Source organism: Providencia sp. PROV267 (assembly GCF_028477825.1).
In the GTDB taxonomy this organism is placed as follows: domain Bacteria; phylum Pseudomonadota; class Gammaproteobacteria; order Enterobacterales; family Enterobacteriaceae; genus Providencia; species Providencia stuartii.
Map to the genome: position 1 here is coordinate 14,560 of NZ_JAMPLX010000016.1, position 18,526 is coordinate 33,085.

General features: G+C 44.9%; 17 protein-coding genes. 1 reads left to right on the forward strand and 16 read right to left on the reverse strand.

Going from position 1 to position 18,526, the window contains the following annotated elements:
- Positions 1 to 472: 472 nt before the first annotated feature.
- From paaY to paaA, 13 genes are all read right to left on the reverse strand, one after another.
- On the reverse strand, positions 473 to 1,066 hold the full coding sequence (gene paaY, locus PR709_RS10905; protein WP_004923444.1) for a phenylacetic acid degradation protein PaaY: 594 nt from the start codon (positions 1,064 to 1,066) through the stop codon (positions 473 to 475).
- A 45-nt stretch (positions 1,067 to 1,111) separates the two neighbouring features.
- Entirely contained in the window at positions 1,112 to 2,050 is a 939-nt protein-coding gene (paaX, locus tag PR709_RS10910) for a phenylacetic acid degradation operon negative regulatory protein PaaX (RefSeq protein ID WP_004923446.1), read from the reverse strand.
- Between the two features lie 163 nt (positions 2,051 to 2,213).
- Positions 2,214 to 3,524, reverse strand: coding sequence for a phenylacetate--CoA ligase PaaK (paaK, locus tag PR709_RS10915; protein WP_014657036.1), 1,311 nt, complete (start codon positions 3,522 to 3,524; stop codon positions 2,214 to 2,216).
- Positions 3,525 to 3,725: 201 nt separating this feature from the next.
- Positions 3,726 to 4,928 (reverse strand): 3-oxoadipyl-CoA thiolase, encoded by a 1,203-nt coding sequence (pcaF, locus tag PR709_RS10920; protein WP_053110258.1) that lies wholly within the window; start codon positions 4,926 to 4,928, stop codon positions 3,726 to 3,728.
- On the reverse strand, positions 4,928 to 5,365 hold the full coding sequence (gene paaI / locus PR709_RS10925) for a hydroxyphenylacetyl-CoA thioesterase PaaI (protein WP_061064602.1): 438 nt from the start codon (positions 5,363 to 5,365) through the stop codon (positions 4,928 to 4,930). Before paaI ends, pcaF begins: the two co-directional genes overlap by 1 nt.
- On the reverse strand, positions 5,362 to 6,900 hold the full coding sequence (locus PR709_RS10930; RefSeq protein ID WP_004923457.1) for a 3-hydroxyacyl-CoA dehydrogenase: 1,539 nt from the start codon (positions 6,898 to 6,900) through the stop codon (positions 5,362 to 5,364). Before PR709_RS10930 ends, paaI begins: the two co-directional genes overlap by 4 nt.
- 1 nt (position 6,901) lies before the next feature.
- On the reverse strand, positions 6,902 to 7,696 hold the full coding sequence (paaG, locus tag PR709_RS10935) for a 2-(1,2-epoxy-1,2-dihydrophenyl)acetyl-CoA isomerase PaaG (RefSeq protein ID WP_042117018.1): 795 nt from the start codon (positions 7,694 to 7,696) through the stop codon (positions 6,902 to 6,904).
- A gap of 1 nt (position 7,697) precedes the next feature.
- The gene (gene paaF / locus PR709_RS10940) at positions 7,698 to 8,471 is read right to left on the reverse strand and encodes a 2,3-dehydroadipyl-CoA hydratase PaaF (RefSeq protein ID WP_004923466.1); all 774 of its coding nucleotides are present in this window, start codon (positions 8,469 to 8,471) and stop codon (positions 7,698 to 7,700) included.
- 9 nt (positions 8,472 to 8,480) lie between these two features.
- Complete coding sequence (gene paaE, locus PR709_RS10945; RefSeq protein ID WP_042117021.1) at positions 8,481 to 9,539, reverse strand: 1,2-phenylacetyl-CoA epoxidase subunit PaaE; 1,059 nt, start codon at positions 9,537 to 9,539, stop codon at positions 8,481 to 8,483.
- Positions 9,540 to 9,549: 10 nt separating this feature from the next.
- Complete coding sequence (paaD, locus tag PR709_RS10950; protein WP_014657032.1) at positions 9,550 to 10,059, reverse strand: 1,2-phenylacetyl-CoA epoxidase subunit PaaD; 510 nt, start codon at positions 10,057 to 10,059, stop codon at positions 9,550 to 9,552.
- Positions 10,060 to 10,063: 4 nt separating this feature from the next.
- Positions 10,064 to 10,822 (reverse strand): 1,2-phenylacetyl-CoA epoxidase subunit PaaC, encoded by a 759-nt coding sequence (paaC, locus tag PR709_RS10955; protein ID WP_272570891.1) that lies wholly within the window; start codon positions 10,820 to 10,822, stop codon positions 10,064 to 10,066.
- A gap of 9 nt (positions 10,823 to 10,831) precedes the next feature.
- Positions 10,832 to 11,119, reverse strand: a complete 288-nt coding sequence (gene paaB / locus PR709_RS10960; RefSeq protein WP_004923482.1) for a 1,2-phenylacetyl-CoA epoxidase subunit PaaB — start codon at positions 11,117 to 11,119, stop codon at positions 10,832 to 10,834.
- A gap of 22 nt (positions 11,120 to 11,141) precedes the next feature.
- On the reverse strand, positions 11,142 to 12,080 hold the full coding sequence (gene paaA, locus PR709_RS10965; RefSeq protein WP_036944051.1) for a 1,2-phenylacetyl-CoA epoxidase subunit PaaA: 939 nt from the start codon (positions 12,078 to 12,080) through the stop codon (positions 11,142 to 11,144).
- Positions 12,081 to 12,401: 321 nt separating this feature from the next.
- Here paaA and paaZ point away from each other — a divergent pair, with 321 nt between their 5' ends.
- Positions 12,402 to 14,462, forward strand: a complete 2,061-nt coding sequence (gene paaZ, locus PR709_RS10970) for a phenylacetic acid degradation bifunctional protein PaaZ (RefSeq protein ID WP_004923491.1) — start codon at positions 12,402 to 12,404, stop codon at positions 14,460 to 14,462.
- Between the two features lie 92 nt (positions 14,463 to 14,554).
- On the opposite strand, the gene PR709_RS10975 is transcribed toward paaZ, so the two are convergent.
- The 3 genes from PR709_RS10975 to proP form a co-directional block, all read right to left on the reverse strand.
- Positions 14,555 to 14,866 (reverse strand): monooxygenase, encoded by a 312-nt coding sequence (locus PR709_RS10975; RefSeq protein WP_004923494.1) that lies wholly within the window; start codon positions 14,864 to 14,866, stop codon positions 14,555 to 14,557.
- Positions 14,867 to 14,943: 77 nt separating this feature from the next.
- Positions 14,944 to 16,395, reverse strand: a complete 1,452-nt coding sequence (gene phrB, locus PR709_RS10980; protein ID WP_004923499.1) for a deoxyribodipyrimidine photo-lyase — start codon at positions 16,393 to 16,395, stop codon at positions 14,944 to 14,946.
- A 27-nt stretch (positions 16,396 to 16,422) separates the two neighbouring features.
- Positions 16,423 to 17,925 carry a glycine betaine/L-proline transporter ProP gene (gene proP / locus PR709_RS10985; RefSeq protein WP_004923504.1) on the reverse strand — a complete coding sequence of 501 codons (1,503 nt, stop codon included), beginning with the start codon at positions 17,923 to 17,925 and terminating at the stop codon, positions 16,423 to 16,425.
- Between the last annotated feature and the right edge of the window lie 601 nt (positions 17,926 to 18,526).

The following is an 18,526-nucleotide window of genomic DNA, read 5'->3' on the forward strand; positions in this document are numbered from 1 at the left end:
CAATTTTAGGTTTTAACTATCATATTAATAGCTAATATCTATAAAATAACCGTATTAATAATAAGGTTTATTTTATATTGGCTCACTTCGAAAAAGGTCTGCCAGTTAAACTTAATTTATCGAAAAATGATTTATTCATTTCTACAGGTTTCATTATCGGCAAAAAACAAATTAACTTTATTATTAATTTACCTTTTCTTTTGCACATAGAAGAAAAGGCGGTGAATTTTTCAACATGGGTGGTATTTTGCACGATAAATACCCATAACGAATTGTTATTCTTTGTTATTGTGGGTTGAAAAACAGCCACTGCTTATTTTATTTCTAAGGGATTGTATTAAACACGGCGATATAAGCGAATCAGAATAGTATCAATTTAATGATGATTTATTGCCAATAATCAGTGACTTTACTTAATTATGGGTATAAAAGCACTCGAAGTGGAGTGCTTATTATTTTATTTGTGGGGTAACTATAGGGCTGATTTCGGAATGACACCTTCAAATGTCAGTTTCGGGCGATCTGGCTCTTCTTGTGTGAGTGGGGTAACTTCTTTGAAGCTTTGTTGGCAGCGGATAACAAGGTCTTGATAGTCAGCCGTACCTCGGCTTTTCCAAGCTATTTCTTTTTCAGACAGTGTTCTTTGTGCTTTAGCAGGCGTTCCTACGATCAACGTATTATCTGCAAATACCGCTTCTGCTTTCACAAAGGAGCAAGCGCCAACAATAGAATTCTCGCCAATCACGGCGCCATCCATAATGACACTGTTCATTCCAACCAAGGCATTACGTTTAATATGGCAGCCGTGCAAAATCGCACCGTGACCAATATGACCATTTTCTTCAATGATGGTATCGTATTGCGGGAAACCATGCATAACACAGTTATCCTGAACATTAGCCCCTTCTTTAATGATCAAACGCCCGAAGTCTCCACGTAAGCTCGCATTAGGGCCAATATAAACATTTTTTCCGATAATCACGTCGCCAATGATCACAGCGGTTGGATGCACAAAACTTTCTGGACTAACAACTGGCGTGATGCCATCTATCTGATAAAAAGGCATATTGAGTTCCCCTTCTGTTTAAGTTACATCGGTATTTAAGAAGATTTATGCCGCGATCTCTTTTAATACACCGCCAAAACGTCGGAAATAGGTTGTAGTCGGTTGCGGCAGTTCCCCTACAGTTGTTTCGCATATTTCGCTGACGTAGCGTGTTGCTGCTACTTCAACACGCTGGTAAATATTGATACACAGATTCCTGGCTATTTGCCCCTCCCATTGCGCAGGGAGTAACTCATCGGGTAGCAGCGGATCTTTTAATACTACTCGGCGATAAAAGTGGATCAGTAATAAGCGTAGTTGAAAGCATTGCTCAGGTGTTATTTGCTCATCCGATAACTCTTTTAATAAGAGTGCGAGTGGGCGAAATAACACGATAAATTGGTGATAATGTTCAGCCACCTGTTGTAACGACCAACTGTCTGACACCAACTCTTTTAGGTGTTTTTCGGAGCGGTTATAGGGGTAATCTGCTCGAAAGTAGATCACCTCTTCACTTGCATTAAGTTCATTAAGTAATGACGGAATATCGCTTTGAGCGCTACTTGGTGCTGCCATCAGTGAGGTGCTAAATTGACCAAATCCTAACCAGCTTAACTCTTTTTTGAGCCTTGCTTTTTCATCTTTGTCAGCGGCTTCAAGTAACAATAAATCCCACTTGCCATCCCAATTGGGTTGCTCACTTTGATAGATTTTACTTTCAGCGTGACGAAATTGGTTTTGACCACGTTCAGATATTCGGTAATAGCTACGACGACCGATTTTTTCAGCATCTAGCCAGCCTTCTTTTTGTAAGCGAAATACGGAAGTACGGACAAAGCGGTCGGTAAAGCCCATTGGTTCAAGTAAATTGGTTAAGCTACCAAGCCATACTTCACCCCCGCGGTGGTGTAGCGCATCGCCATAAAGAGAGATAATGAGTGATGTTCCACTAATTGGCTGGCTGGTTAGCGCATGCTGTATAAATTGGTTAAGTTTAGTTTCCATTTTGTCATTATCCGATGAATATCTGTATCAAAAATATGAATGAATAGTAGACAAAAACATCTTGCTTGTCTTCTATTTGCTACACAGGGCATTGTTATATTAGGAAACTAAAATTAAAGGCACCCCGACATTTATCCATTGTGAGGTGCCTCGTAGAGAAGATTTATATGGCGATCCTTGTATCAATAACACGAGCCGCTTTGCCTTGTGAACGAGGGATATCACCGCAATTAACGATACTGATCTGTGTGCTTACGCCTACCATTGACTTAATTCGATGCTTAAGGTTATGGCAGATATTACAACGCTCATCATAGGTCAGAAGATCGGGTTTTTTCAGCTCGACGCGAATAGCTAAGCTATCCATATTCCCTTTACGGCTAATTTCTAGCTGGTAATGAGGGGAAAGCTCTTTGAACTGCATGATTTGCTCTTCTATCTGCGATGGGAAAACGTTGACTCCACGAATGATCATCATGTCATCAGAGCGGCCGGTAATTTTACCGATACGGCGCATATTACGATTAATCCCCGGCATTAAGTGGGTTAAATCGCGAGTGCGATAGCGGATAACAGGCATAGCCTCTTTTGTTAGGGTAGTGAATACTAACTCACCTTTATCACCGGGCGAGAGTGTTTTTAGGGTATCAGGTGAGATAATCTCCGGATAAAAATGATCTTCCCAGATTGTAGGCCCACTTTCTCCGGCATCGGCACACTCCATGGCCACACCTGGCCCCATGACTTCTGACAGGCCGTAGATATCAAGCGCTTTGATGCCTAAGCGTGTTTCAATTTCTGTTCTTAATGCCTCAGTCCATGGCTCTGCACCAAATACGCCTAGTCTTAGTGAGCACTTACTTGCGTCTCCGCCCATGATTTTCTCTAGCTCATCAATGATGCTTAGACAGTAAGAGGGGGTTACCATGATGACGTCAGGTTTGAAATCAGCAATTAATTGAGCCTGTTTTTCTGTCTGACCACCAGACATAGGAATAACGGCTGCACCAAGACGCTCAGCACCATAATGAGCGCCTAAGCCACCGGTAAATAGGCCGTAGCCGTAGGCAACGTGGATTTTATCTCCTTTCGTGGCTCCCGCAGAGCGTAGGCTACGAGCGATTAAATCAGCCCAATTATCAATATCTTGTTGGGTATAGCCGACAACAGTGGGGCGACCCGTCGTGCCCGAAGAGGCATGAATACGGATGATTTTATCCATGGGCACTGCAAAGGTATTAAATGGGTAATTCTCGCGTAGATCTTGCTTTGTGGTATACGGGAATTTTTCGATATCACTCAGTTGCTTGAAATCGTCAGGATGAACGCCGGCCGCATCGAATTTTTTGCGATACATCGGCACATTTTCATAAGCGTGAGTGAGTGTCCACTTCAGTCTTGAGAACTGCAATGCCTCGATTTCATCTCTCGATGCAAACTCAATTGGATCAATAGTGTGTTGTAGAGTGCTCATAATTGCTAGTCCTTATAATTATTGATATCCGCATGCTTTAAGCCTTTTTTGCGATATATTGCCGAGTCAGGGCGGGTATATATGCAATGGCGAAAAGCGAGTGCAGTATTGGCCTGAGCAGGTGTAGGGTTTCAGGCGTTTTTATTTTTTACCCATCATTCATCTCATTAGAACGGTGTGATTTTGGGTAGGTTAATCGGTCTAAACTCGTTCAATAATCATGGCTATGCCTTGGCCCACACCAATACACATGGTGCATAAGGCATAGCGCCCTTGGCGACGATGTAATTCGTTCACGGCGGTAATCGCCAACCTTGCCCCACTCATACCAAGAGGGTGGCCTAAGGAAATGGCACCACCATTTGGATTCACTTGTGGCGCGTCGTCAGGTAAACCTAATCCTCTTAGTACAGCGAGTGCTTGAGCAGCAAAAGCTTCGTTTAGCTCAATCACATCCATTTGTTCGATTGTTAGCCCCGTCATTTTGAGGACTTTTTGGGTGGCGGGTAATGGTCCTATCCCCATAAACCGTGGTTCAACACCACAGGTTGCTGTTGCGATAATTCGTGCTTTAGGGGTTAACCCCTGAGCTTTAGCCGTTTCTTGGGAAGCGATAATCAAGGCGGCTGCACCATCATTCACCCCAGAAGCATTACCTGCTGTCACTGAGCCATTTTCACGAAACGGTGTTTTTAACTTTTGTAATTGTTCCAAGGTTGTTTCAGGTCTTGGGTGTTCGTCTTCTGTAACAATCGTCTCCCCTTTGCGATGTTTAATGGTGACGGGGATGATCTCTTGTGCGAAAACGCCTTGTTGACGAGCCTGTTCGGTGCGTTGTTGGCTACGTAGAGCAAAGGCATCTTGGTCAGCTCGATGAATGCGATACTCTTCTGCAACGTTCTCCGCCGTTTCTGGCATCGAATGTGTTGAGAACTGCTTTTCCATCAGTGGATTGACAAATCGCCAACCAATTGTGGTATCAAATATTTGTGCTTGCCTTGAAAAGGCCGATTCTGACTTACCCATAACAAAGGGTGCGCGGCTCATTGATTCGACACCGCCTGCAATCATAAAATTCGCTTCCCCCGCTTTGATACTTCTAGCCGCAAGTGCAATTGCATCAAGGCCTGAACCACAAAGACGATTCACGGTAGTGCCCGATACGGATAATGGAAGACCCGCTAATAAACACGCCATTCGTGCGACATTACGGTTATCTTCACCAGCCTGATTTGCGCAACCTAGGATAATGTCATCAGTTATTGACCAATCTAATTGAGGATGCCTTTCCATTAGAGCCTTTAAAGGTAAAACGGCGAGGTCATCAGGGCGTACAGAGGACAGTGCGCCTCCGTAGCGGCCAATTGGGGTTCTGATACCATCACAGATAAAGGCATCTCTCATCACTCTTCTCCTGTTAAACGGTGACCTAGGCGATGCGCTCGCCCATAGAACCAAGCTAAGGTTTTGCCTTGTTGGTTGACAATTTCTACTTCATATAAGCCAGTACGTTTGCCCTGATGCTTAACGTTTGCGACTGCGGTCAATGTATCCCCTTCATATGCAGGGCGGATAAAATCAATAGAGCAGCTTGAGGCAACAGCGGCGAGTCCATGGCTATTGCAAGCGTAAGCAAACGCGGTGTCAGCTAGGCTGAATAGTTGACCGCCATGGCAGGTTTTATGACCATTAAGCATGTGCGAAGTGACGGTCATGGAGAGTTGAGCGGCTCCCTCAGAAACTTGCTCTATCACCATCCCCATCGCTTTTGCGCAAGCATCGTCACGGTACATGATGTCTGCGGATTGTTGAGCCAATGTTATTGTGGCTTGTGAACTCATTGCAGCTCCTTAGCAGGTAATGACCGCACCCCAGCAACCAATTGGCGCAACAGGGGATTCGCCCGGTAGCGCCCGTCGGCATAAAACTGCGATAACTGATCGAGTGTATTAAGGATATGTTGCCAGCCAATTTCGGCGCCCCAAGCGAGCGGCCCTTTAGGGTAGTTCACGCCATAACGCATTGCGTTATCAGTATCTTTTGGGCTAGCGACGCCTTTATTGACAACATCTAAAGCTTCATTGCATAGCATGGCAACCGTCCGCATCGTCAATAGGCCGGGATAATCAGGTAATACAATCACGTCCTTGTTGAGCGATTGAAAAAAGGCAATGACACTCTGGTTTTCTTGGTGGCTGTTTTGGACTGCACAACTGATTGCAATTGCGTTTGCTTTGGCATAATCAGCGGATAAATCAAATTGCACCATGCTCTGATTGGCTTTTTGCGCTCGTGCAGAAGTTAATTCACCATTCGTTAACATAACAATAACATTGTTAACTCGGAGTGTAGGCAATTCGTGGTTATCTATTTTAGATTCTTCGAGAGGGATCCCGTTTTGCCTTAATAATTGTGCAAACTCAGGTAAACTTTGCCAATCGCCTCGAGCCGTAACGGAGGGGGGATTGTTTAATATCACTTTTTCTGCCATTGTGGCTTTAGGCAGTGGTTTGTTGTCATCGTAATGATAAAAGCCGCGGCCAGTTTTTCGACCGAGATGTCCCGCTTGGACCAGCTCTAATTGTTCAAAGGAGGTTTGGAACCGAGGGTCGTAGCCAAATGCTTGAAAAACCGAATCCGTCACCGCGTAATTTACATCATGACCAATAAGGTCGGTCAGTTGTAAAGGGCCCATGGAAAACCCACCGGCATCACGTAGAACACTATCTAATGTTGCAGGGTTTGCGATTTGCTCTTCAAGTGCGCGTAATGTTTCAGCATAAAAAGGGCGAGCAACTCGATTAACGATAAAGCCAGGCGTTGAGCGGCAGATAACGGGAATTTTGCCCCATGCGACCGCCAAGTTTTTTAGCTGTTCAATAACAGCGCTTGCGGTTTCGCGCCCACGAATAACTTCAACCAACTTCATAATGGGAGCTGGGTTGAAAAAATGGAGGCCAGCAAAGCGCTCTGGGTGTTTAAGTTGGCTGGCGATGGCGGTAATCGATAACGAAGAGGTGTTACTTGCAAAGAGGGTGTTTTCTTTGCAAATGCCTTCAAGTTCGCTAAATATCGCTTGTTTTATAGTCAGTTTCTCAGCGACAGCCTCAATGACTAATTGAGCCGGTGCTAAGTCAGCCATCGTATGCACAAGTGTAATACGCGCAAGCAGTGCCTCTGTTGTTTGCGCATCCGCTTTGCCCTGCTGAACGCGCTTATTTAACCGTTCAGTTAAAGACTGTTTTGCTTTATTCAGTGCTTGTGTGTTGATGTCAAATAGCAGTACCGTATGTCCAGCGCTTGCTGCCACCTGTGCAATGCCGATACCCATTGTGCCAGCACCAATGACAGCGACGGTATTAAGAGTTAAAGTCATATTAGCGTCCTTTAAACTTAGGTTCGCGCTTATTCAAAAAGGCATCGACTCCTTCGCGATAGTCTTCGCTGCGTCCACCTAAGCGCTGTAAATCACGTTCTAGGTCTAGCTGCTCATCTAATGTGTTAGTTGCGGCACGATAGATAGCTTTTTTGATTAGTCCTAAGCCATAGGTTGGCTGTGTGGCGAGGTGCTGGGCTAATTGATTAACGGTGGTTGTCAGCTCATCATTTTCAGTGACTTGCCAAATCATGCCCCACTGTAGTGCTTGCTCAGCGCTAATTTTATCGCCAAGTAATGCCATCCCCATGGCTCTTGCATGGCCTGCTAATTGAGGTAAGAACCAGCTACCACCGGAGTCCGGTACTAAACCTAAGCGGCAAAAAGATTGAATAAAACTGGCGCTTTTAGCCGCAATAACGATATCACCCGCTAAGGCGATTGCCGCGCCTGCACCTGCGGCTACGCCATTAACGGCACAGATGATAGGCTTCGGTAGTGAAGTGAGTCGGCGGATCAGGGGATTATAGAAAGTTTCGACGGAATAACCTAAATCCGGTGCCTGTTCGCTAACCGAAACATTGCGATCATTCAAATCTTGACCTGCACAAAAACCACGACCGGCTCCTGTAATCACTAAACAACGCACGGTGTCATCACGTTCAGCAATTTTTAGTGCATCACTTAGTTGACGATGCATTTCATCGTTAAAGCTGTTTAACCGGTCAGGGCGGTTTAATGTAATGGTGAGTACGCCATTTTCCCGTGTTGTCAGTATCATTGCGCTGTTTGGCATCTTATTGTCCTGTAAATTTTGGCTGTCGCTTTTCAAAGAAAGCATTGATCCCTTCGCGGCGGTCATCAGTACCTGCCAAGGTGACAAAATATTGGCGCTCAAGCTGTAATCCCTCTGAAAGTGAGATTTCTTGAGCTGCATTAATGGATGCTTTAGCCGCTCTCACGGCAAGTGGGGCGTGATCCGCCATGCGTTGGGCAAGTTTCTGTGCGTATTCAACAACTAACCCATCCACACAAATTTGACTCACTAATCCTGCTTGTAAGGCACGTTGTGCAGGAATCGCCTCGCCCGTGAGTACCATTTGCATCGCAAGGGATTTGCCAACCACGCGAACCAGACGTTGAGTTCCTCCCGCGCCAGGTATTAGCCCTAGGGTGATTTCAGGTAAGCCAAAACGCGCCGTTTCACCGGCAATGACCACATCACTTGCAAGTACTAATTCAAAGCCAGCACCCAATGCATAACCATTGACTGCGGTGATAATGGGTTTGGAAATTTGCGAAAAACGGCGCCAAACTTGAGGGCGCCTATCCGTGATCGCCGCCGCAACGGTTTGTTGCTGGAGCTCTTTAAGGTCAGCACCCGCCGCAAAAAAACGTGGGTTGCCGGCAATAACGATGGCGCCGATTTGTGGGTCTTTATCGGCTTGTTCAAGGTGATCGACAAGTAATTCGAGGCAATCAGTACTTAAGGCGTTACGCACATCAGGGCGATTCAACGTCAATGTTAGGACGCGATGTTCAATATGAGCTAGGATCCAATCAGTTTGCATATGAGCCTCCTACACATCGAAATCGAGTTCTACGCCATCGCCTTTCGGCCATGCTTGGCAGCTTAAAATATAACCATCCGCAATTTGGTCCGGCTCAAGGCTGTAGTTGACGCCCATTTCAACTTCGCCCGCTTTAAGCTTACATTTACATGTTGCGCAAACACCGCCTTTACAGGCATAGGGAAGGTCTGCGCCTTGGCGTAAGGCCGCATCCAGAATACTGTCGTCTTGGCTATCCATATTGATGGTCATTGTACGTCCATCAAGGTGAATGCTGACTTGGCGGTTATCCGTTGCTAATGTTGCAGATGGGCGGAATTTCGTGCCGGAAGTGTTAAAACGCTCACTATGAATACGCTCTGGCGCCATGCCACATTCAGCTAATGCAGATTGCACATCGTCCATCATCTCTTCAGGGCCGCACACAAAAGCATGGTCAAATTGCTTAAAATTGAGCAAGGTTTTACCCAATGCCATTAATTGTGGCTTATTCACGCGACCGCTAAGCAGTGCACTGTCTTGCTGCTCTTGGCTAAATAGATAGAGCACCTGAAAACGTTCTGCATACTGGTTTTTAAGGTCGGCAATGCTCTCTTTAAACATCACCGAACGGCTATTTTTGTTGCCATAAATTAAAGTGAAGCGGCTGTGTGGCTCAGTTTGTAGGGTGGCTTTAATAATGGAAAGTAAAGGTGTGATACCGGAGCCTGCCGCAACCGCAAGGTAACGACCTTCTGTTGTGACTTGAGGTTGATAACCAAATTTCCCTTGGGGGATCATCACATCAAGGCTATCGCCAACATGAAGTTGTTGGTTAATAAAATTTGAAAAACGTCCTTCGTGGATGGCTTTAACACCAATTTTTAAAACCCCGTCGTCAGGTGAACTGCAAATGGAATAACAGCGGCGTAAGTCTTCGCCATTGACTAAGGCTTTTAGGGTTAAATGTTGCCCAGGGCGGTAGCGATAGTGCTCGCGCAAATTATCAGGAACGCAGAAGGTCACAGCAACCACATCAGGCGTGTCACGTTCAATTGCAGCAATACTTAAACGATGAAATACAGTCATGAGTGTGCCCTTAAATACATTTAAAATAATCAAATGGCTCAAAGCATTCGAGACAGCGATATAGTGCTTTGCAGGCGGTCGAGCCGAATTCGCTGATTTTCTCTGTGTGTTGACTGTCGCAACGTGGGCAACAGATTGGCCCCGATTTTTCGGGGTGTTCACAGGCTTTTCCTGCTGGCGGCGCAATACCAAATTCACGCAAGCGTTGTTTGGCGTCTTGGTTCATCCAATCTGTTGTCCATGCCGGCGTGAGAACGACCTCGATTTCCACATTGGGAAACCCGGCATGCTCTAAAACATTTTTGATTTCGTTAATTAAAAATTCAGTTGCTGGGCAACCGGAATAAGTGGGTGTAAACATCACTTTCCAGCCACGAGATGTGGCAAAAACATTGCGGATCATGCCAAGATCAGTAATGGAGAGTGCAGGTAACTCAGGATCGGGGATTTGATGCAGTTGCTGCCAGATCTGATGAATTTGAGGGGGTTGTAACCCGCTGTTTTGCAATCTCTGTTCCATAGCATCACCATTCACAATTTGGATAAGCGCGTTGGACAAACTGTAGCTCGGTTAAAATGAGGCCTAAGTGTTCAGTGTGGTTACCCTGTTTGCCACCTAAACGGTATGCATTTTGTTCAGGCATCGTCAGCGTGGCTTGCGCGAAAGTCTCTGTGATCGTTTCTAACCACTGTTCACGTAATGTTCGAGGGTCAACAGCGATACCTACCTCCGCGAGCGTAATCTCGACTTCATCGGCGTGGAATAATTCGCCTGTAAAGCGCCACAGTTGATCGACCGACTGCTGAATTCGCCGATGGCTTTCTTCGCTACCATCACCTAAGCGGATCATCCAGTTACGGCTAAAGCGTAAGTGGTAGAGCACCTCTTTGAGCGATTTTTCCGCGATGGCTGCCAATTGTTCATCTGCGCTGTGAATTAAGGCTTGATAAAGCGGAACATGGTAGGCATCCATAAAAAATTGGCGTACTAGCGTGTCGTTGAAGCCGTCGTTTGGTTGCTCTACCAGCAGTAAGTTGCAAAACTCACGTTCATCTCGGAGGAAGGCAATTTTATCTTCATCAAACTCTGTTCCTGATAGGGTTGCGGCATACGCTAAAAAGTTTCTTGCCTGACCGAGTAAGTCCAAACCGATGTTGGAGAGAGCAAGGTCGATTTCCAATTCTGGTGCATGACCACACCATTCACATAGCCGTTGAGCCAGGATCAATGCGCTATCGCCTTGCCTTAAAACATATTGTTTGAGTGCTTCATGCTGATTCATATCGTTGCCTCACATGTTTTTGATGCCATCGGGGATGGTATAAAAAGTTGGGTGGCGATAGACTTTGGTGTCAGCAGGGTCAAAGAAAGCGCTCTTATCTTCTGGTTGAGAGGCAATAATATGCGTCGCTTTGACCACCCAAACGGAGCATCCTTCACTACGACGAGTGTAAGCATCGCGTGCATTTTCTAGTGCCATCTGATCGTCAGCGGCATGCAGGCTACCGACATGACGATGCGCAAGCCCTTGTTTGCTCCGAACAAAAACTTCATATAATGGCCAATCTTGATTGCTCATGGTCTTTTCCTTTTATTCTGTGCTAGGCGGCGGATTTAACGGCTTTCTGTTTTCGGCTATGTGCCATGGCACCTTCGCGTACCCATGCTCCATCTTCCCAAGCCTTGCGTTTGGCATGCACGCGTTCGTAATTACAGATGCCTTCGCCTTTAATGACTTGATAAAACTCTTCCCAGTCGATTTCACCAAAGCGGTAGTGCCCTAGCTCCTCATCCCATTTCAGTTCTGGATCTGGAATAGTCATACCGAGGGCTTCCACTTGCGGTACTGTGTTATCAACAAATTTTTGGCGTAGCTCATCGTTACTAAATCTTTTAATTTTCCATGCCATACTTTGTGCACTGTGTGGGGAGTCACTGTCGTTCGGGCCGAACATCATCAGAACAGGCCACCAGAAACGGTTAATGGCATCTTGTAACATGGCTTTTTGTTCATCAGAGCCGTTCGCCAGTACAGTGACAGCTTCGTAACCTTGACGTTGATGAAAACTCTCTTCTTTACAGATTTTCACCATCGCTCGTGCATAGGGGCCATATGAGGCTCGGCAGAGGGCAACTTGGTTAACAATGGCGGCACCATCAACCAACCAGCCAATCACACCTACATCGGCCCAAGTTAGGGTGGGGTAGTTAAAAATAGACGAATATTTCATTTTGCCATCGAGCATCTTTTGATAGATGTCTTGGCGAGTGCATCCTAATGTTTCGGCTGCGCTATAAAGGTAGAGGCCATGACCTGCTTCATCTTGGATTTTTGCTAACAAGATAGCTTTACGTCTCAATGTGGGTGCGCGAGTTAACCAGTTTGCTTCTGGCAGCATGCCGATAACTTCCGAGTGTGCATGTTGTCCAACTTGGCGGATCAGGTTTTGCCTATAGGCATCGGGCATCCAATCTTTTGGCTCAATATTAATGTCGGCTTCGATTTTGGCCTCGAAGTTTGCCTGATTTTGCTCATTCATTGTTTTCTTCCAAATGATTCGTATTAAATTAAATAAAAATAAAAAATGAATCACAATATTTAACATTAATGCTAGGAATCGTTAACAATAAAATCAATCTCATTTATTCTTCTTTTGCGATTGGCTTCACAATCAATTTAAGTTTATTGATTTAAATCATAGAGTTAATTTTATGTAAATTAGTGTGGTTTTTATTTGTTAGTAGCTAATGGATAAGTTTTGTTCTTAATTTGTTAAATTGAGGTTGGCATTCGCTGCCCATATTGTGATACATATTTATTTAATATTTGTGTTTGTTGTTTTTTATTTTGGAGAGATGCCATGCAGCAATTAACAAGTTATATAACGGGGAAGTGGTTATATGGTGAAGGTGAAGGCCGCAAAATTTATCATGCATTGACTGGGCAGGCGTTATATGAGGTTACCACTGCGGGTTTACCTCTGGTTGATTGTCTTGATTACGGTCGGAAAAAAGGCGGGGATGCTTTATCCGCCATGACTTTCCAGCAGCGCGGCCAAATGTTAAAAGCCGTCGCTAAATATTTGCTAGAGCATAAAGCGTCTCTTTATGAAATATCAGCACAAACAGGGGCGACTAAAGCAGATAGTTGGGTTGATATTGAAGGTGGGATCGCAACACTCTTCTCTTTTGCAGGGCTTGCAAATCGCGAGTTGCCAGATGATACGATTTGGCCCGAAGATGAGATGATCCCGCTATCGAAACAAGGCCAATTTATTGCTCGCCATATTTTAACTTCCCGCCATGGTGTGGCATTACATATCAACGCATTTAACTTCCCTTGTTGGGGAATGCTAGAAAAATTGGCACCAACGTGGCTAGCGGGGATGCCTGCGATTATTAAACCTGCGACGGCTTCCGCTCAAGTTACTCAAGCAATGGTGCGCCTGATCGTTGAAAGTGGGTTAGTGCCTGAAGGTGCTATTCAGCTAATCTGCGGGGGGATCGGTGATATGTTTGAATATCTCGATTTTGAGGATGTGGTGACCTTTACTGGCTCGGCAGCAACAGGGCAAAAATTAAAATCTCACCCTCGATTACGTGAAAAGTCGATCCCATTCACCATGGAAGCAGACTCCCTTAACTGCGCAATACTTGGGGTTGATGTTACTCCAGAACAACCTGAATTTTCTTTATTTATTAAAGAAGTGACCCGTGAAATGACGGTGAAAGCAGGGCAAAAATGTACAGCAATCCGTCGTATCATTGTGCCGAAGCCCCAGTTAGAAACAGTTAAACAGGCATTATTAAAACGCTTATCGGGTATCACTGTCGGTGACCCTGCCGTTGAAGGCGTGCGCATGGGGGCTTTAATCAATCAAGAGCAGCGTGATGATGTTCATGAAAAGGTTATGTATTTACAGCAAAACGGTTGTGAAATCCTGTGTGGAGGGGATCTTCAAGAGCTGAATGTGATGGGTGCCGATAGCCAAAAAGGGGCATTCTATCCGCCTACCTTGCTCTATTGCGCCGATCCTTATACCAATCAGGCCGTCCATGAAACGGAAGCATTTGGGCCGGTTGCAACATTGATTGGCTATGAGACGAGTGACCAAGCGGTTGAGTTGGCCATTATGGGAGGAGGGAGCCTTGCGGGTACATTAGTAACGGCAGACACCTCAGTAGCGCAAGATGTTATCCGTAGAAGTGCACGGGCACATGGTCGAATGTTGATTCTGAATGAAGCCTCAGCGGCAGAATCAACGGGGCATGGCTCACCATTACCACTATTAGTGCATGGTGGCCCGGGTCGCGCGGGTGGTGGCGAGGAGCTAGGCGGATTGAGGGCAGTTAAACACTATATGCAGCGAACGGCTATTCAAGGTAGCCCTTCTATGCTGACTGCCGTCACCAAGCAGTGGATCCGTGGTGCAGATGTAGTGACGGATCAAGTGCATCCGTTTAGGAAGTATTTTGAGGATTTAGTCATTGGCGATACCTTATTGACGGCAAGACGCACGGTGTCGGAAGCAGACTTAGTCAACTTCGCTTGTTTAAGTGGTGACCATTTCTATGCACATATGGATAAAATTGGCGCTGCGCAATCATTATTTGGTGAGCGAGTGGCTCATGGCTACTTTGTTGTATCAGCAGCGGCTGGTTTATTTGTTGATGCGGCAGTCGGTCCTGTGATCGCCAACTATGGTATGGAAAACTTACGTTTTATTGAGCCTGTAAAAATTGGTGATACCATCCAAGTGCGTTTAACTTGCAAGAAAAAGATTAAAAAAGCACAAAAAACGGCAGAAGATAAGCCAAATGGCGTGGTTGAATGGGATGTTCAAGTCTTCAATCAAAATAATGTTGCCGTTGCCTTATACAGTATTCTGACGCTTGTTGAGCGCCGTGAAGGGGATTTTTAGCGGCTGAACGGATACGGGGATGATTCGCCCGTATCCAATAGCAGGTTGCGGTGAGGCTAGCCGCTGTCCAGCCTCTTATCAGCAGTCAGAAATTAATTGTTAATAAAGTGCGCTTGGTTCAGTTGGCTAAGCGCATGATTGACGGCAAAGATCTCCCCTCGGACTTCAGGAACACCAAAGGATTTTAGCCGCGCACTGTGCTTTTGTAAGTAAGCTTGAGCTTGCTCTTCTGACGCAAACAGGTAAATACCTCCAGCCTTTTGTGTCGATGGGTTCTCCGTCCAAATTTTCCAGATAAAGCCAGGTTCATCATTGATAGACTCGGCTAATGTTTTCATTGCATCAGCCATCTGCTCTCCCCAAGGGCCTTGATAAGGGAAATCGACCTGTAAAATCACCTGCATAACGACTCCGATTTTTGCTTGTTCTATGGATGAGTAGTAGACAGTATAATCCCTAACTGAAATTATTACTTTGATAATTAATGGTGTTTTACGCTATCGCTTTTTCCTGCTTCAAAAGCGGCTAATGTGGCTAAACGTGCTTGTTTATGGTCAACAATTGGTGCGGGATAATCTAAAGTAACGTGGTTAGCCTCTGCCCACTCATGCGGTGTGTGAATATATTTATCGGGTACGGATTGTAATTCTGGAAGCCACTGGCGAATAAATGCACCCTGAGGGTCAAATTTTTTACCCTGAGTGGTTGGATTAAAAATACGAAACCAAGGTTGTGCATCAGTACCTGTCGAAGCAGACCACTGCCAGCCTCCATTGTTTGCCGCGAGTGTGCCATCAATTAATTGCTGCATAAAATATTGTTCGCCGAGTCGCCAATCAATCAGTAAATCTTTCACTAAAAAACTCGCAGTGATCATTCTTAAACGATTATGCATCCAACCTGTGGTATTGAGTTGTCGCATTGCAGCATCAACGATGGGGTATCCCGTTTGCCCAAGCTGCCACGCTTTAAAGTCAGCATCGGAGCTATTCCACTGAATGTGGTTGGTCCATTCAATAAAAGGCTGGTGGCGGCATAAGCGTGGAAAAGCGACGAGTAGATGATGGTAAAACTCTCGCCAAATTAATTCATTAAGCCATGTGAATGCCCCGCTATCTGGGGAATCAAAAAGCGGTGGATACTCAGCGAGCAGGCGATTTAAACATTGCCGTGGTGAGAGTACCCCAATTGCCAAATATGGGGATAACAGGCTGGTACCCTCAATTGAGGGAATATCGCGATGCTGTTGGTAATGCTGCACTTTTAGGCGACAAAATTGCCTGAGTTGCTGGCGTGCTGCTGATTCACCTGCTGGGAAATGTGGCACAATATCGACGGCGTGATGCGCAAACAAGGGGAGTGATAGGTCATCGATAGCAAGTGCTTCCCCTCGTGGTTGAGGTGCTGGTAAGGAACGAAAATCGGTGGTCACTAATTGGCTAATAAAGGCTCGACGAAACGGAGTGTACACTTGGTACATTTCGCCTTTCTGATTTGTGACGGATTTTGGTGGTAATAGTAAGGCATCATCAAAAGCATGTACTCGGAAAGCGCGTTGTGGGTGATGAATCAACCATTCGTCTCGCCTATGCTCATTGAGTTCATATTGATGATTGAAATATAGGTGGTCAACTTGCTGCTGTTGAGCAAAATCCAGTACCCATTGTGCGGCACTTAAAAAATCGGGGGTTGTTTGGCAAAACAGAGGGATGCTTAATTTGGCCAGCGAGTCACGAAGCGCAATGAGATTTTGATGCAAAAAGGTGATTTGCCGAGAGGAGAGGTGATGTGCTCGCCATTGTTCTGGTGTAGCCGTAAACACGGCGAGCACTTTAGCATCAGGATCAGCACAAGCAGATGACAGCGCTTTATTATCGGTGACACGAAGGTCATTACGAAACCAGACTAGGTGACAAGCCTGTTTTTTCGCCATCTTCTGCTCCTTTGCCTTACATCAGGTTTAATCCAATTTAGGGTGCTGATTAATTAATGACTGACGCTTTTTCTCTAGCTCAGCGATCTGTTGTTCAATATCTTCAACTTTCTGTTCAATATTGTCATAGTGCTCGCTTAAGATCTCTTTCGCCTCTGCTCTATCAGATGCCGCAGGCGTTGCCCCTCTTAATGGTTTGTTTGCGGTCTCTGGCATAGTAATACCAGTATAGAGGCCAATTAAGGCGATAACCATTAAATAAAAGGCGGGCATATACAGATTATTGGTTGATTCAACTAACCATGCTGCTACTGTCGGTGTGGCACCGGCAATCAAAACTGAAATATTAAAGGCGATTGCGAGGGCGCTATAACGAATGTGCGTTGGGAAAATAGCCGGTAAAATTGATGCCATCACCCCTGTAAAACAGTTCAGTAGCACAGCTAAAATAAGCAAACCAACAAAAATCAAGCCAACAGAGCCGCTATCAATGAGCATAAAGGCAGGATAGGCTAACACTATCAGACCTAAACTCCCTGCAATAACGAATGGGCGGCGACCAATTTTATCGCTGGTTAAACCAATAATTGGTTGGACAAAGAGCATACCAATCATAATGGCAATGATGATCAGCACACCATGGTCAGCAGAATAGTTTAGGTTATGCGACAGGTAACTTGGCATATAAGTCAGCAACATGTAGTAAGTCACGTTTGTTGCGATAACTAAACCAACGCAGATCATCAAACTTTTCCAATATTTAGAAACGACTTCACGGAAAGAGACTTTCGGTGGATTTTGAATATTGGCTTTATCTTGTTTTTCGAGCGTTTCAATGTGTTGTTGGAATGCTGGGGTCTCTTCAAGTGCATGGCGTAAATACAGGCCAATGATACCTAAAGGCAGTGCAAGGAAGAAAGGGATCCTCCAGCCCCATTCGTGGAAGTTTTCTTCACCAACAATACTTGAAATGAGTACCACAACACCGGCACCTAGCACGAAACCTGCGATAGAGCCAAAGTCTAACCAACTTCCCATAAAACCACGTTTACGGTCAGGTGAGTATTCGGCAACAAAGATAGCTGCACCTGAATACTCTCCACCCACGGAGAAGCCTTGGGCGAGTTTTGCTAACAATAGTAGGATAGGCGCCCAGATACCAATAGTCTCATATGAAGGGATCAAACCGATACTGAAGGTACTGATCGACATAATGATAATGGTGACGGCTAAGACTTTTTGTCGGCCATACTTATCCCCTAGGATACCAAAGACGACACCGCCGAGCGGTCGAACTAAGAAAGGAACAGAGAAAGTGGCTAGAGCGGCGATCATCTGTACGCTCGGTGATGCGCCAGGGAAGAAAACTTGACCGAGTACATAGGCTAAGAAACCGTATACCCCAAAGTCAAACCACTCCATCGCATTACCCAGCGACGCCGCAGTGATGGCTTTTTTTAATTTTCCATCATCAATGATAGTAATATCATTAATATTTAAAGGCTTTTCTTTTTTCTTTTTGAACTTCATGGAACCATCCTTTTATCTGAATTTCGAAACGTAATGAATTGCATTCATGATCTGTGTGGTCCATATCTCTATATCTTGCTCGCGCCAGATAAAAACAGAGATCGTTATATTAGAATAGTCGTTATCTGTAGAATGCATCAATATTTTATTTATCACTGGCAAAGATCATCAATATGACGAGTGTTTCATATCGAATTTGCTAAGACGACTTGGGGAAAATCACCGCTAACAATTGCGCAGAGAAGAGCAGGGAATAGAGAAGTGTTGTGAGCTAGTTTGTTGTTGTGCATTTTGTAAAAAAAGCAAAATGAGAACCTTTATGTGACTTAAACAGGTCATCAATAATACAATAATATCGATTAAATGTAAAATGTCGGTTATTTATGCTGATTTTAGTGGCTTTATTAATTTTTTAAACTTGCTAAAAATACTTAATTGGTTTTTATACTTAGTGTGTTGTTTTTTAATAAAAAATTGCGATGTGTTTAATGCTTAATAATATGATGCTTATCTTAAATTTTTTACAAGAGGGGGGAGTTATGCAGCAGCGCGCAAAAATATCGCGTTTGACCTATTGGTAAACCATACCATTTATCCGATG